Annotated in this window: 17 protein-coding genes; 7 read left to right on the top strand and 10 right to left on the bottom strand. The window is 67.0% G+C overall.

Annotated elements, in window-relative coordinates:
- Positions 1 to 15: 15 nt before the first annotated feature.
- Entirely contained in the window at positions 16 to 312 is a 297-nt protein-coding gene (locus AC5JDC_RS19635) for a 4a-hydroxytetrahydrobiopterin dehydratase (RefSeq protein ID WP_495843832.1), read from the bottom strand.
- A 187-nt stretch (positions 313 to 499) separates the two neighbouring features.
- On the opposite strand from AC5JDC_RS19635, the gene AC5JDC_RS19630 reads away from it, so the two are divergent.
- Together AC5JDC_RS19630 and AC5JDC_RS19625 are read left to right on the top strand one after the other, a co-directional pair.
- Positions 500 to 964: a GFA family protein gene (locus AC5JDC_RS19630; RefSeq protein WP_106772929.1), complete on the top strand. Its 465-nt coding sequence runs from the start codon at positions 500 to 502 to the stop codon at positions 962 to 964.
- Positions 965 to 1,018: 54 nt separating this feature from the next.
- On the top strand, positions 1,019 to 1,681 hold the full coding sequence (locus AC5JDC_RS19625; protein WP_106772928.1) for a hypothetical protein: 663 nt from the start codon (positions 1,019 to 1,021) through the stop codon (positions 1,679 to 1,681).
- 47 nt (positions 1,682 to 1,728) lie between these two features.
- Here the strand turns inward: AC5JDC_RS19625 and AC5JDC_RS19620 are convergent, their stop codons facing one another.
- Positions 1,729 to 2,256 carry a GNAT family N-acetyltransferase gene (locus AC5JDC_RS19620; RefSeq protein ID WP_495843829.1) on the bottom strand — a complete coding sequence of 176 codons (528 nt, stop codon included), beginning with the start codon at positions 2,254 to 2,256 and terminating at the stop codon, positions 1,729 to 1,731.
- A gap of 169 nt (positions 2,257 to 2,425) precedes the next feature.
- On the opposite strand from AC5JDC_RS19620, the gene leuD reads away from it, so the two are divergent.
- Positions 2,426 to 3,031 carry a 3-isopropylmalate dehydratase small subunit gene (gene leuD, locus AC5JDC_RS19615; protein ID WP_106772926.1) on the top strand — a complete coding sequence of 202 codons (606 nt, stop codon included), beginning with the start codon at positions 2,426 to 2,428 and terminating at the stop codon, positions 3,029 to 3,031.
- Positions 3,032 to 3,079: 48 nt separating this feature from the next.
- The gene (locus tag AC5JDC_RS19610; RefSeq protein ID WP_495843827.1) at positions 3,080 to 3,463 is read left to right on the top strand and encodes a RidA family protein; all 384 of its coding nucleotides are present in this window, start codon (positions 3,080 to 3,082) and stop codon (positions 3,461 to 3,463) included.
- An 82-nt stretch (positions 3,464 to 3,545) separates the two neighbouring features.
- Here the strand turns inward: AC5JDC_RS19610 and vapC are convergent, their stop codons facing one another.
- Together vapC and AC5JDC_RS19600 are read right to left on the bottom strand one after the other, a co-directional pair.
- Positions 3,546 to 3,935 carry a type II toxin-antitoxin system VapC family toxin gene (gene vapC, locus AC5JDC_RS19605; RefSeq protein ID WP_495843824.1) on the bottom strand — a complete coding sequence of 130 codons (390 nt, stop codon included), beginning with the start codon at positions 3,933 to 3,935 and terminating at the stop codon, positions 3,546 to 3,548.
- Positions 3,932 to 4,144 (bottom strand): type II toxin-antitoxin system VapB family antitoxin, encoded by a 213-nt coding sequence (locus AC5JDC_RS19600; protein WP_495843822.1) that lies wholly within the window; start codon positions 4,142 to 4,144, stop codon positions 3,932 to 3,934. The genes vapC and AC5JDC_RS19600 overlap by 4 nt, the downstream gene beginning before the upstream one ends.
- 157 nt (positions 4,145 to 4,301) lie before the next feature.
- Here AC5JDC_RS19600 and leuB point away from each other — a divergent pair, with 157 nt between their 5' ends.
- The gene (leuB, locus tag AC5JDC_RS19595) at positions 4,302 to 5,414 is read left to right on the top strand and encodes a 3-isopropylmalate dehydrogenase (protein WP_495843820.1); all 1,113 of its coding nucleotides are present in this window, start codon (positions 4,302 to 4,304) and stop codon (positions 5,412 to 5,414) included.
- Between the two features lie 90 nt (positions 5,415 to 5,504).
- Positions 5,505 to 5,858, top strand: coding sequence for a DUF1428 domain-containing protein (locus AC5JDC_RS19590; protein WP_106772922.1), 354 nt, complete (start codon positions 5,505 to 5,507; stop codon positions 5,856 to 5,858).
- A gap of 59 nt (positions 5,859 to 5,917) precedes the next feature.
- On the opposite strand, the gene AC5JDC_RS19585 is transcribed toward AC5JDC_RS19590, so the two are convergent.
- The 3 genes from AC5JDC_RS19585 to rplS form a co-directional block, all read right to left on the bottom strand.
- Complete coding sequence (locus AC5JDC_RS19585) at positions 5,918 to 6,382, bottom strand: hypothetical protein (RefSeq protein WP_495843818.1); 465 nt, start codon at positions 6,380 to 6,382, stop codon at positions 5,918 to 5,920.
- Positions 6,383 to 6,388: 6 nt separating this feature from the next.
- Positions 6,389 to 6,733: a DUF6152 family protein gene (locus AC5JDC_RS19580; RefSeq protein WP_495843863.1), complete on the bottom strand. Its 345-nt coding sequence runs from the start codon at positions 6,731 to 6,733 to the stop codon at positions 6,389 to 6,391.
- A gap of 209 nt (positions 6,734 to 6,942) precedes the next feature.
- The gene (gene rplS, locus AC5JDC_RS19575; protein WP_106773045.1) at positions 6,943 to 7,464 is read right to left on the bottom strand and encodes a 50S ribosomal protein L19; all 522 of its coding nucleotides are present in this window, start codon (positions 7,462 to 7,464) and stop codon (positions 6,943 to 6,945) included.
- A gap of 309 nt (positions 7,465 to 7,773) precedes the next feature.
- On the opposite strand from rplS, the gene AC5JDC_RS19570 reads away from it, so the two are divergent.
- The gene (locus AC5JDC_RS19570; protein WP_106772919.1) at positions 7,774 to 8,526 is read left to right on the top strand and encodes a sulfite exporter TauE/SafE family protein; all 753 of its coding nucleotides are present in this window, start codon (positions 7,774 to 7,776) and stop codon (positions 8,524 to 8,526) included.
- Here AC5JDC_RS19570 and trmD read toward each other — a convergent pair.
- From trmD to AC5JDC_RS19555, 3 genes are all read right to left on the bottom strand, one after another.
- Entirely contained in the window at positions 8,508 to 9,212 is a 705-nt protein-coding gene (gene trmD, locus AC5JDC_RS19565) for a tRNA (guanosine(37)-N1)-methyltransferase TrmD (RefSeq protein ID WP_495843816.1), read from the bottom strand. The two genes, AC5JDC_RS19570 and trmD, sit on opposite strands and share 19 nt — an antisense overlap.
- Positions 9,209 to 9,805, bottom strand: a complete 597-nt coding sequence (rimM, locus tag AC5JDC_RS19560; protein WP_495843861.1) for a ribosome maturation factor RimM — start codon at positions 9,803 to 9,805, stop codon at positions 9,209 to 9,211. Before rimM ends, trmD begins: the two co-directional genes overlap by 4 nt.
- A 179-nt stretch (positions 9,806 to 9,984) precedes the next feature.
- Positions 9,985 to 10,809 carry a hypothetical protein gene (locus tag AC5JDC_RS19555; RefSeq protein WP_495843814.1) on the bottom strand — a complete coding sequence of 275 codons (825 nt, stop codon included), beginning with the start codon at positions 10,807 to 10,809 and terminating at the stop codon, positions 9,985 to 9,987.
- Between the last annotated feature and the right edge of the window lie 200 nt (positions 10,810 to 11,009).

Genomic DNA, 11,009 nt, shown 5'->3' with positions numbered 1-11,009 from the left:
GCAAGGGCTTTTGCGTCAGCCGGCGGCGAAACGGTTCATCTTCCCGGCCAGATCGAAGTCGAGCGCCGTCAACCCGCCGGCATCGTGGGTGTTCAGCTTCACCTCGACAGTCTTGTAGACATTCGACCAGTCGGGGTGATGATCGAGCTTTTCGGCGGCGAGCGCTGTGCGCGTCATGAAGGCGAAGGCCTCGCTGAAGTTCCTGAAGACGAACGTGCGGTTGATCGAAGCGCCGTCGGCCGCGAGCGTCCAGCCCTCCAGTCCGGCCAGTGCCTGGCGGATCGCCGCTTCGTCGAGCTTTTCCCGTGCCATGGTCTCTCCTCGCGTTGTGATTTTCGATCATGATAGCGCTTCGGATCGGCGGGGACAGCCCTGCGGCACCGGCAAGCGATCTATCCGCGATCCGCGGAAAGGCGGCTCCGGCGAGGCCCGCGCCGACATGCCGCTTTCGCCATGCACCGACTTTCCTTATCCTGAAGCCCCACGGAGGAGGCCCGCCATGCGCGACTGGAAACTGCCCTGGGCCGGCGGCTGCCGCTGCGGCCGCTGCCGCATCGAGGTGAGCGCGCCGCCGCTGCTAGCCTCCGCCTGCCACTGCAGCGGCTGCCAGCGAATGACGGCGAGCGCCTATTCGCTGTCGCTCGCCGTTCCGGCGGAAGGATTTTCGGTCACCCTGGGCGAGCCGGTGCGGGGCGGCCTGCAGGGCGCGTCGCAACACTTCTTCTGCCCGTTCTGCAAGAGCTGGATGTTCACCCGGCCGGAAGGCCTCGACTGGCTGGTCAATTTGCGTCCGACGATGCTCGACGAGCACCAGTGGTTCATGCCCTTCGTCGAACTGTACACCAGCGAGGGCCTTGCATGGGCGAAGACCCCGGCGCGCTACAGCTACGAAACCTTGCCCGACAACGACCGCTTCATGGCGATGGCTGAGGAGTATGCGGCGGAGGGTGCCGGACCGGGGTGAGGGCCGGGGCGCCGGGATTCGAAAAACCGTACAATGGCGCTAAATCGTTTGGCGATGCATAGAACAACCGACAGTCCGACCCAGAGTTCCGCCGGCGCATCGGCCACCGTTGCGTTCATCGACCTCGCGGGCTTCAGCGCCATCGCCGACGTCTACGGGGACGCAGCCGCGATCGACGTGCTGGAGATATTCGAGGCCATGGTCGGCGAGGCGCTCGGCGGCCCTCCGATCAAATGGATCGGCGACGAGGCGATGCTGTCGTTTGCCGATCCGGAAAGCGCGATCCAGGCGCTTGGAAGGCTGCTGCCGGCCTGCCGGAAGGAACCGCGACTGCCGCTGACGCGGGCGGCGCTGAACCATGGCCCGGTCATCCGCAGGGCGGGCGATCTCTTCGGCTCGACCGTGAACATCGCGGCACGCATTGCGGCGCTGGCCGCCCCCGGCCAGCTGCTCGCGACACAGCCGGTTGCCGAGATCGCCGAGGCGAGGGGCATATCGGTCCGCGATCTCGGCTCGACGGCGCTGCGGTCGCTGGCCGCCGAAGTCCCGCTCTACGAGATCGAGCTTGCCCCCTCGCCCGATCCGGCCTGGATCGATCCGGTGTGCAAGATGCATGCACCCTACGCGTCCTATCGGCGGGCTCCGCCGGACGGGCCGTGGTTCTGTTCGCCGCGCTGCGAGGAGGCGTATAAAAAGTCGCCGCAGACCTATTCGTAGGCGTATGACAGCCGGCGGACGTGGACGGCGCCGTGGTGGACGGCCGGCTAGCGGAGGGCGAGCAGCATCGCGCAGCGGCGGTCCCGCGGCAGGCCGCTTGCGGATTCCCGATCGAGGATCGCCTGGAGGCGGGCGGGGGTGGTGCCGGCATCCAGCGTCCGGAAGCCGAGCTTGCGGTAGAACGGCTCGTTCCAGCGGACGTCGCGGAAGGTGGTCAGCGTGACGGCCGCCAGCTTCCGGCGCCGCGCGACGTCGATGGCGTGCGCAAGCAGGGCGCGGCCGATGCCCCGGCCCTGAAACCCATGCGCCACGGCCAGTTCCCAGACGTGCAGCGTGTCGTCGAGCCGTTCGGCGCTCAGGAAGCCGACAAGCGCCTTCCCGTCAGTTGCGACCCAGGAATGACCGCCGGCAATCAGTTCCAGATGGCGGGCGGGCGGCTGAACCTCGTCTTCGGCGATCCAGGCGAGACCGGGCACGTCGAGAAAGGCCTGCCCCGCCGACCGTTCGATTTCGGGCAAAAGCTCCGCATCCGCAGGCTGCGCTGCTCTGATGACGAGGCTGTCGAGCTGGTTCATGGCAGACGGATAGCTCTCGACAGGTGGATGCGGCAACAAGTCTCCATCGCCGACACGATTTTCGACCGGCACTTCTTCTGAACCGAAGCGCCGCGAGGCTTTGAAATCCGCCGCCGCTTGCTGTAAAGCGAGGCAGCGAAATTCCCTTCCGTGTCACGGGCAGACCATCATGGACAAGTTCACCAAGCTCACCGGCGTCGCCGCGCCCTTGCCGATCATCAATGTCGACACCGACATGATCATCCCCAAGGACTATCTGAAGACCATCAAGCGGACCGGTCTCGGCACCGGGCTTTTCGCCGAGATGCGCTACGCGGAGGACGGCACGGAGAACCCGGATTTCGTGCTCAACAAGCCGGCCTACCGGACCGCGCAGATTCTCGTGGCCGGCGACAATTTCGGCTGCGGCTCGAGCCGCGAGCATGCGCCTTGGGCGCTGCTCGACTTCGGCATACGCTGCGTCATCTCCACCTCCTTCGCCGACATTTTCTACAACAACTGCTTCAAGAACGGCATCCTGCCGGTGACGGTGAGCCCCGAGGACCTGGACAAGCTCATGGACGACGCCTCGCGCGGCGCCAATGCCACTGTCACCGTCGATCTCGAAGCCAAGGAAATCCGCGGGCCGGACGGCGGCGTGGTGAAATTCGACCTCGACGATTTCAAGCGCCACTGCCTGCTCAACGGCCTCGACGACATCGGCCTGACGCTGGAGAAGGCGCCGGCGATCGCCGCCTACGAGAAGAGCGCGGCGGCCGCCCGGCCCTGGGCCTGACGACTGGCCGGGTCGGCATATGCGGCGCCATGCAGGCGGCGAGGGAACATGCGCAAGCTTATCTCCACCGGATCGCCGTTCGAAAAAACTGCGGGCTATTCGCGCGCCGTCGTTCAGGGTGACTGGTGCTTCGTTGCCGGCACCACCGGCTACGACTACGCGACCATGACGATGCCGGAGAGCGTGGAGGAGCAGGCGCGCAACTGTCTCGCCACCATCGGCAGGGCCTTGGAGGAGGGCGGCTTCTCCTTCGCCGACGTGGTGCGCGCGCATTACTACCTCACGGACGCCGCCTATGTGGACCGCGTCTTTCCGATCCTGGGCGAGACCTTCGGCGACATCCGGCCCGCCGCGACGATGATCGTCTGCGAGCTGAACAAGCCGGAGATGAAGATCGAGATCGAGGTGACGGCGCTGAGACGGAATGGGTGACGCGGCGTAACCGGCGAGCTTCCTTCGAGACTCGCTTCGGGGGATGCACCCGGTAGATCGTCCGAAGGTCAGGGCATAGACATCAATAGATGCGCAACCCGAGGTGCTTCTGCATCGCGTCGAAGTCTCGGTCGGCGTGGAGCAGAACGTGGCCGCGCTCGACGCAGAACGTGCCGATGATGAGATCGGCACTTTTCCTGATCGTTACTCCCATTGCCCGCAGATAGCGGTAGTTCGCTGCCGCCTTGACCGCCAATAGACCGTCGAGCATCGGAACGATCCGGTATTGGCGCATTTCATTTTCGACGAGCGAAGCTTGCTGTTCGTCGCGAAGCCCTCGCAGAACTTCCAGAAGAACGATGTCTCCAACCAGAATTTCGTAGGGGTTGGCGATTGCCGCCAGCTTCTTCACCTGCTGCGTATCGAGATTGCGAAGATTGTCGATCCAGACAGAACTGTCGACGGCGATCATCGACTGTCGTCGTCCGTCCAGTCCGTGCGCATGGCATCAAGGTCGCCTTCCCAGCCGATCCCCCTCATCGTCTCGAGCGCTTCGCGGTGTCGATCCTGATGCACCAGTCGCTTCAGCGCCTCCTCCACCGTTGCGCGTTTCGTGGCAAGCCCGGTGATCCTCATCGCTTCGGCGATCAGCGCGTCATCAAGTTCGATGTTGGTTCGCATGGATCTCGCCTCGTGTGTATGTCTCTCGAAGTAGATACACATTGGCCGGTAAGCTTGCAATCGAGCAGCAGGTTTGCCCGGCAATAAGCCTTGCGCGGTGCTGCCTTCGCCGCTAGCAAGACCGCGGCTTTCCCCAACGGTCCAAGGACATCGCGACATGGCTTCGAAAAAACTCCTGCTGCTTCCCGGCGACGGCATCGGTCCCGAGGCGATGGCCGAGGTGGAGAAGCTGATCGCGGTGATGAACGCCGATCTCGGCGCGGGCTTCGAGACCGAGCGCGGCCTGGTCGGCGGCTCGGCCTATGACGCGCACGGCCGGGCGATCTCCGAAGCGGACATGGCCAAGGCGCTGGCCGCCGACGCGGTGCTGTTCGGCGCGGTCGGCGGGCCGAAGTGGGATCCCGTTCCCTATGAGGTCCGCCCCGAGGCCGGCCTGCTGCGCCTGCGCAAAGACCTTGCCCTGTTCGCCAATCTAAGGCCGGCGATCTGCTACCCGGCGCTCGCCGCCTCCTCGTCGCTCAAGCCGGAGGTGGTCGAGGGTCTCGACATCCTGATCGTGCGCGAACTCACCGGCGGCGTCTATTTCGGCGAGCCGAAGGAGATCATCGACCTCGGCAACGGCCAGAAGCGCGGCATCGACACGCAGGTCTACGACACGTTCGAGATCGAGCGCATCTCCGGCGTCGCCTTCGAGCTGGCGCGCACGCGCAAGAACCACGTCACCTCGATGGAAAAGCGCAACGTGATGAAGTCCGGCGTCTTGTGGAACGAGGTGGTGACACAGACGCACAAGGCCAGATATGCCGACGTCAAGCTCGACCACATGCTCGCCGATGCCGGCGGCATGCAGCTCGTGCGCTGGCCAAAACAGTTCGACGTCATCGTCACCGACAATCTGTTCGGCGACATGCTGTCGGACGTGGCGGCGATGCTGACCGGCTCGCTCGGCATGCTGCCGTCGGCCTCGCTCGGCGCTCCCGACGCCAAAACCGGCAGCCGCAAGGCGCTCTACGAGCCGGTGCACGGCTCGGCGCCGGACATCGCCGGCAAGGGCATCGCCAACCCGATCGCCATGATCGCCTCATTCGCCATGTGCCTGCGCTACTCGTTCGGCATGGTGGCGGAAGCCGACCGGCTGGAGACGGCGATCTCGGCGGTGCTCGACGAAGGCCTGCGCACCAGGGACATTCTCTCCGAGGGTAAGACCGAGGTCGGCACCACGGCCATGGGCGACGCCGTCGTCGAACGATTCCGCGCGCTGTCGGCTTAGCCGCTCCGCCGCGCAGAAAAAGCGGAACCGCGATGTCGGGGCCGGGTTTCCTCACACGTCCTCTGTGCGGACGAGAAAGAGGAGACCGGAATGTCCTATGTCGACGGATTCGTGCTCGCGGTGCCGAAAGCCAATCTCGACGCCTACCGCAAGATGGCGGCCCAGGCCGGCGAGATCTGGAAGGACCATGGAGCGCTCGCCTATGTCGAGTGCATCGGCGACGACGTTCCTTATGGCGAGGTGACGTCGTTCCCGCGCTCGGTGCAGGCCAAGGACGACGAGGTCGTCGTGTTCGCCTGGATACTCTACCAGTCCCGCGAGCAGCGCGATGCCATCAATGCCAAGGTCATGGCCGATCCTCGCCTGAAGCCGGACTGGGACACCATGCCCTTCGATGCCAAGCGCATGATCTATGGCGGGTTCGAGACGTTTCTGGAGCTTTGACGGGCCCGCTCTTTCCGCGATGATCTGCCGGCCGTTCAAGTTCCGCGCCTGCCAGCCCTTCAGGCAAAGCCGATGAAGCGGCCGCACAGCAGGACGCCTGTCCACAGCAGGGCGGAGAGGCTTGCTGCGAGGCGTTCGCCGCTGCCGGCTGGTGCTTGCGGCGGCCGCTTGCGGGCTAGCATCGCGAACAAGAGCAGGTTCAGGCCGGCGAGCAGGATGAGCCCCATCTTGGCCCAGAACACCGGCATTCCCGCATATTCAGTCGCCCGGATCGAGAACAGGGCCGCTCCCGTGAGGGCTGCGCCGGCGAAGGCGCTGATAGCGACCCGCCGCATCAGCGCCAGGAAAGGATGTTCGGGAACGGTGCGGAACGCGCCGAGCACGCGCAGGTCCATCAGCCAGACGGATGTGAACAGCGCGCCGATGGCGGCGATGTGCAGCGCGTTGACCAGCGGGTAGGCATAGAAGGACGATTTCAGCAGCCGGACCGCGCCGAGCTGCTCGATTGCGGACAGGGCTTCCACGGCGGCTCAGGCCGGCGGTACGCGGCCTGGATAGACGTCATAGGTCTTGCCGCCGACGGTGATGCGCACCGCCTTCATCCGCTTCTCCGCCGCGTCGCGCGAGCGGTTGCCGATCGCCACCACCTCGTCGCCGATCTTCGCCGCATCCTCGGTGAAGCCGGCGCGGATCGTCGCGGACGGCGTCGCCAGCTCGACCCGCCACAGCTCGCCCCCGGCGTCGACGTCGAGGGTTGCATGCGGATTGCCGACATAGACGGCGCGGATCACGCCTTCGAGCCGGAAGAAGCCGTCCTGCGTCCACGACCAGCCGTGATGGGCGAGCGCCGGAACGGCCGTCGCCAAGGCGAGCATGGATGCCAGCAGCAGACCGCGCGTGCCGGCTCGTTGGGATCGGAAGGGTTTCATGGGACACCTCGCGAACGGACCGCTCCACAGGGTAGGGTCCCGCGGCACGAGGTCAAATCACTTCGGGAGGAGGCTGCGCAGCCGCCTGTCCGCGCAACAAAAAAGGCGGCTCGCCGGCCGCCTTTTTCTTCTTTGATATTGCTGCTGCGCCGAGCTTATTCGGCTGCGGTCTTCTCGGCCGCGGCCTCGGCGGCTGCCTTCTCGGCCGCTGCCTTCTCGGCGGCCAGCGCCTGGGCGGCGGCGACCTTCTCGGCCTCCAGCTTGGCCTTCTCGGCGTTGAGCGCCTCGCGCTCGGCGTCGTTCAGCTTGCGGGCGCGCACGCCGGTGTTCTCCGAGATGCGGGCCGACTTGCCGCGGCGATCGCGCAGGTAATAGAGCTTTGCGCGGCGCACCTTGCCGCGGCGCACGATCTCGACGCCCTCGACCATCGGCGAGTAGACCGGGAAGACGCGCTCGACGCCCTCGCCGTAGGAGATCTTGCGGACCGTGAAGTTCTCCTGGAAGCCGGAGCCGGAGCGGGCGATGACGACGCCCTCATAGGCCTGCAGGCGGGTGCGGGTGCCTTCGGTGACGCGCACCTGGACGCGCACCGTGTCTCCCGGCTGGAATTCGGGCAGCGTGCGCTTGGCTTCGATCCTGGCGGCCTGCTCGGCCTCGAGCTGACGGATGATATCCATCGGAATAAACCTCTTCTTGCTTCTCGACAGCCAGAGCGCCCGACGCTCGCCTTGCAGCACATCTTGCCGCGCGGCTATGCCGATCCTCGAAAGGAGAAGCAGGGGCGAATTCACCGTCCTTATGACGGGCCCGGTCGGTCATCCTTCCGGTTGCGTGCGCGGCGATACACCAAAATCGCCGGCTTGTCACGCCCGGTATGCGAAATTCGGCCCGGCTCTCGGGTCGCTCGTTCCCGCCCCATTGCTTGCGAACGGCCATCCCCGCCTTTACAGCCTTTCGGATCGCCGCTTCAAGGACCGCCGCCGGACATGGACCCAGCCGACATCCTGCTTCTCGCCACCGCCGGCTTCCTGTCGGGCGTGGTCAACGCCATTGCCGGCGGCGGCACCTTCCTCACCTTCGGCGCGCTGTCGCTCGCCGGTCTGCCGCCGATCGCGGCCAACGCGACCTCGTCGATCACCCAATTCCCCGGCTACATCACCTCGACGCTCGCCTATTGGAGCGACATCAAGCGGTTCTGGCGCGGCGCGCTGCTGCTTTGCGCGATCTCGGCGGCGGGGGCGCTGGCCGGATCGCTGATCCTGCTGTCGCTGTCCAACCCGTCGTTCCGCGCCATGGTGCCGTGGCTGCTGATCGCCGCCACCGCGCTGTTCGCCGCCGGCCCGTGGCTGAAGCCCAAGCCGAAGCCCGGCCAGGAGGCGGCGGTCGGCTCGGCGCTCGGATCGCTGGTGCAGTTCCTGACGGCCGTCTATGGCGGCTTCTTCGGCGCCGGCATGGGCGTGATGATGCTCGCCACGCTGGGCCTCACCCAGTCCGGCGACTACCACCGGCTGAACGCGCTGAAGAACATGCTGTCGATCGTGATCGCGGCGGTCGCGATCGTCGTGTTCGTCTCCGGCGGCGTGGTGGCGTGGCCGCAGGCGCTGGTGATGGTGCCGGCGGTGGCGCTCGGCGGCTATGCCGGCGTGTGGACGGCCAAGCGTGTGCCGCAGACGGTGATGCGCGGCCTGGTCATCGCGGTCGGCCTGTTTCTCGCTGGGTATTATTTCTGGACGGGATGAGGGCGCTTCGCCATCAGGTCGGGCCGCCGCTCCTTCGTAAGCTTTTCCGCCTGCGCCCGCCGCCAGGCAGCGATCTTCGCGTGATTGCCCGAGGTGAGCACTTCAGGGATGGGCCTGCCCTCGAATTCCTGCGGGCGCGTATAATGCGGGTGCTCCAGCAGGCCGTTCTCGAAACTCTCCTCGTCGCCGGACTGCGCGTTGCCCATGACGCCGGGCAGGAGCCGCACCACGGCGTCGAGCAGGACGATCGCCGCCGGCTCGCCGCCCGACAGGATGTAGTCGCCGACCGAGACCTCCTCCAGCCCGCGCAGATCGATGAGGCGCTGGTCGACGCCCTCGAAGCGGCCGCACAGGATGACGGCGCCGGGGCCGGCGGCCAGCGCGCGCACGCGCGCCTGGGTCAGCGGCTTTCCGCGCGGGCTCATCAGCAGGCGCGGGCGCGGATCGCCTTGCGGCGAGGCATGGTCAACGGCGCGCGCCAGGACATCGGCGCGCATCACCATGCCGGCGCCGCCGCCGGCCGGCGTGTCGTCGACGCTGCGATGCCTGTCGAGCGCGAAGTCGCGGATTTGCACCGTCTCCAGCGACCACGCGCCTTCGCCCAGGCCGCGGCCGGCGAGCGACAGGCCGAGGGGGCCCGGAAACATCTCCGGATAGAGCGTCAGCACGGTGGCGGAAAAGCTCACCGGTTGCCTCCGGCGCCCTTCGGGCCGCGCGGGCGCCGGCTCGCATCGAAGCCGCGCTTGCCATGGTCCCGCTTCTCATCGGCCGGCGGCCGCGCGTCCTCCTCCTCCTCCACCAGCCCGGCGGCGATGCTGTCGATGCGGACGAAGCCGCCGGCGACGTCGACCTCCGGCACGGCCGCCTCGGTGAACGGGATCAGCACGCCCTTCGTCCCGCCATGGACGATCTCCAGAATGTCGCCGCCGCCGAAATTCTGCACGGCGACCACCTTGCCGACCGGCTCGCCGGTCTCGTCGCGCACGGCGAGCCCGACCAGGTCGGCGTGGTAGAACTCGCCTTCCTCGGTGTCGTCGGGAAGCGCCGAGCGGTCGACGAAGAGCTCCGTGCCGTTCAGCGCCTCGGCGGCGTTGCGGTCGCCGACGCTCTTGAAGCGCACCACGACCACGGTTCCCGCCGGGCGGATGTCGAGCACCTCGAAGCGGCGGCCGTCGGCGGTCTGCAGCGGCCCATAGTCGCCGAGCGCCAGCGGATCGCCGGTGAAGGTTTTCACCCGCACCTCGCCGCGTATGCCGTGCGGGGCGCCGATGACGGCCATCTGGACGGGGTTTTTCACGTTTGTCGTCCCGGGTTTCGAAGCCGATGCTCTAAGCAGGTTTGGCCGGCTTCGCCAACAGATTCGCAACGATAAGCGTTGCGACAGCCATCGTCGCCCCGCTGCGGAAAAATCCGAGGGGTTGCTGATTTTTTCGCTTGTTGAGTCCGGCGGGGGCGCAATCACGACGTGTCGGGCGGCTCCAGCGCCCACTGGGCAAGGCCGTGCACGACGTCGAGGACCTCGTGCACCTCGTGAACGGGCTTTTTTCGCCGCCAGCCCGGCGGCCGGCCGGGTTTCAGCGGCGAGAAGCGGCCGAACCGGCGCAGACCGCCGGATTCCCGCTCGCGCGCGAGGGCGGCGTCGCGGCGCGCCCGCCAGCGGGCGAAGCGCCTTGCCTGGCCGGGCAGGTCGTCGAGCGCCAAAACCAGCGCCCGCAGCCGCGCGTCCAGCCGCCTCGCGTCGATCGGATCTTTGGGCGACCAGGCGGGGATGCGGAACGGCTCGGTGATACCGGGAACGGAGATGCGCGGCACGCCCCTGGGCGCCAGCCACGGGCGGCGGTTCCAGGGTTTTAGCGGATCGAGCAGAGGCAGGGTCGCGCGCCGGGCGCGGGTTTTCGGCCGCGCCGGCATGCGGACGGGGCCGGCCCCGGGCCGGAATTTCGGCTGCGGTTTCTGCCGGGGCGGCGGCAGGGTCACGACGAGGCCACGCGCGGCCACGACGATGAGCCGCCGCACCGCCGCTTCGGCGGGACGCAGCAGCCGGAGTATGGCGCGGTGGAGGCGGCGGGGAAGGGTGAGCGAGGGGTCGAGTGCCGGCGCAAGTGCCGGGGACAGTTTACTTTTTTCGGCCCGCGCGAGGCCTGAACCGCCGCCGCCTTTCTGCCGAAAGAAAGTAAACTGTCCCCTGAGTTCCCCGAGATCCAGCCCGGCCATGGCGACGAGCATGGCGAGGATGCGCTTCAGCGCCTCGCGATTCTTCTCGATTGCCGCATCCCAGTCCACCGCCGCCTCCTTTCCAGCACAGGCGATGACAGTGTCGCTCCGGTTGGGGGGGTGGGGATAAACTCGGGAAAACAATCCTGACGGATGCTGACAAGGATCGGCACCGAGCGACAGCCTACTTTCGGGCAGCGTCTGGCGCCCTCGCGGTTCGACAAGCTTCTGTAATTGCGGTCAACAGGGTTGCGTGTCCGGGCTTCGTG

This window comes from Kumtagia sp. (assembly GCF_059502445.1).
The sequence above is the reverse complement of the archived record's forward strand: the minus strand, read 5'-3'. Positions and strand labels throughout refer to the sequence as shown.

Coding starts and splice junctions, on each gene's coding strand:
- AC5JDC_RS19635 (WP_495843832.1), bottom strand. CDS start 312: ATGGCACGGGAAAAGCTCGACGAAGCGGCGATCCGCCAGGCACTGGCC.
- AC5JDC_RS19630 (WP_106772929.1), top strand. CDS start 500: ATGCGCGACTGGAAACTGCCCTGGGCCGGCGGCTGCCGCTGCGGCCGC.
- AC5JDC_RS19625 (WP_106772928.1), top strand. CDS start 1,019: ATGCATAGAACAACCGACAGTCCGACCCAGAGTTCCGCCGGCGCATCG.
- AC5JDC_RS19620 (WP_495843829.1), bottom strand. CDS start 2,256: ATGAACCAGCTCGACAGCCTCGTCATCAGAGCAGCGCAGCCTGCGGAT.
- leuD (WP_106772926.1), top strand. CDS start 2,426: ATGGACAAGTTCACCAAGCTCACCGGCGTCGCCGCGCCCTTGCCGATC.
- AC5JDC_RS19610 (WP_495843827.1), top strand. CDS start 3,080: ATGCGCAAGCTTATCTCCACCGGATCGCCGTTCGAAAAAACTGCGGGC.
- vapC (WP_495843824.1), bottom strand. CDS start 3,935: ATGATCGCCGTCGACAGTTCTGTCTGGATCGACAATCTTCGCAATCTC.
- AC5JDC_RS19600 (WP_495843822.1), bottom strand. CDS start 4,144: ATGCGAACCAACATCGAACTTGATGACGCGCTGATCGCCGAAGCGATG.
- leuB (WP_495843820.1), top strand. CDS start 4,302: ATGGCTTCGAAAAAACTCCTGCTGCTTCCCGGCGACGGCATCGGTCCC.
- AC5JDC_RS19590 (WP_106772922.1), top strand. CDS start 5,505: ATGTCCTATGTCGACGGATTCGTGCTCGCGGTGCCGAAAGCCAATCTC.
- AC5JDC_RS19580 (WP_495843863.1), bottom strand. CDS start 6,733: ATGCTCGCCTTGGCGACGGCCGTTCCGGCGCTCGCCCATCACGGCTGG.
- rplS (WP_106773045.1), bottom strand. CDS start 7,464: ATGGATATCATCCGTCAGCTCGAGGCCGAGCAGGCCGCCAGGATCGAA.
- AC5JDC_RS19570 (WP_106772919.1), top strand. CDS start 7,774: ATGGACCCAGCCGACATCCTGCTTCTCGCCACCGCCGGCTTCCTGTCG.
- rimM (WP_495843861.1), bottom strand. CDS start 9,805: ATGGCCGTCATCGGCGCCCCGCACGGCATACGCGGCGAGGTGCGGGTG.